Origin of the sequence: Corallococcus sp. CA049B, assembly GCF_003611685.1 — a bacterium.
In the GTDB taxonomy this organism is placed as follows: Bacteria; Myxococcota; Myxococcia; order Myxococcales; family Myxococcaceae; genus Corallococcus; species Corallococcus coralloides.
Map to the genome: position 1 here is coordinate 1 of NZ_RAWC01000476.1, position 370 is coordinate 370.

General features: G+C 73.8%; 1 protein-coding gene. It reads left to right on the forward strand.

Translation table 11 applies throughout. From position 1 onward, the window contains the following. Window positions 1-114: 114 nt before the first annotated feature. Window positions 115-370 (forward strand): hypothetical protein (locus D7W82_RS39805; protein ID WP_199728036.1); only part of this gene is annotated, 256 nt, incomplete at its 3' end.

Genomic DNA, 370 nt, shown 5'->3' on the forward strand with positions numbered 1-370 from the left:
CGCGGGCCGCTCCCCCCTGGCAGGGACCCGGGCGGAAACCCAGCTTGTGGAAGCGGGACATCCGGCCGACCGCGCCGCCGGGGCGACGCGGTTGGGGGCTCGCGAGGGCACTGAATGGCGCAAGGCTTCCAACAGGCCGGCGACACCCCAAGGGAGCCACACCCGGGCCAGCGGCTGGGCAACCGCTACGAGCTGCGCCAGCGGGTGAAGGTCGGCCGGGGCATCTCCACCTGGCAGGGGTTGGACCTGCTCACGCACGAGCGCGTGCTCGTGAAGGTCACCGCCCTGTCCGCCTTCGTCCCCACGTCCCGCCACCGCCTGGAGCACGAGGCGGAGGTGCTGTCGCGGCTGCACAACCCCGCGCTGGTGC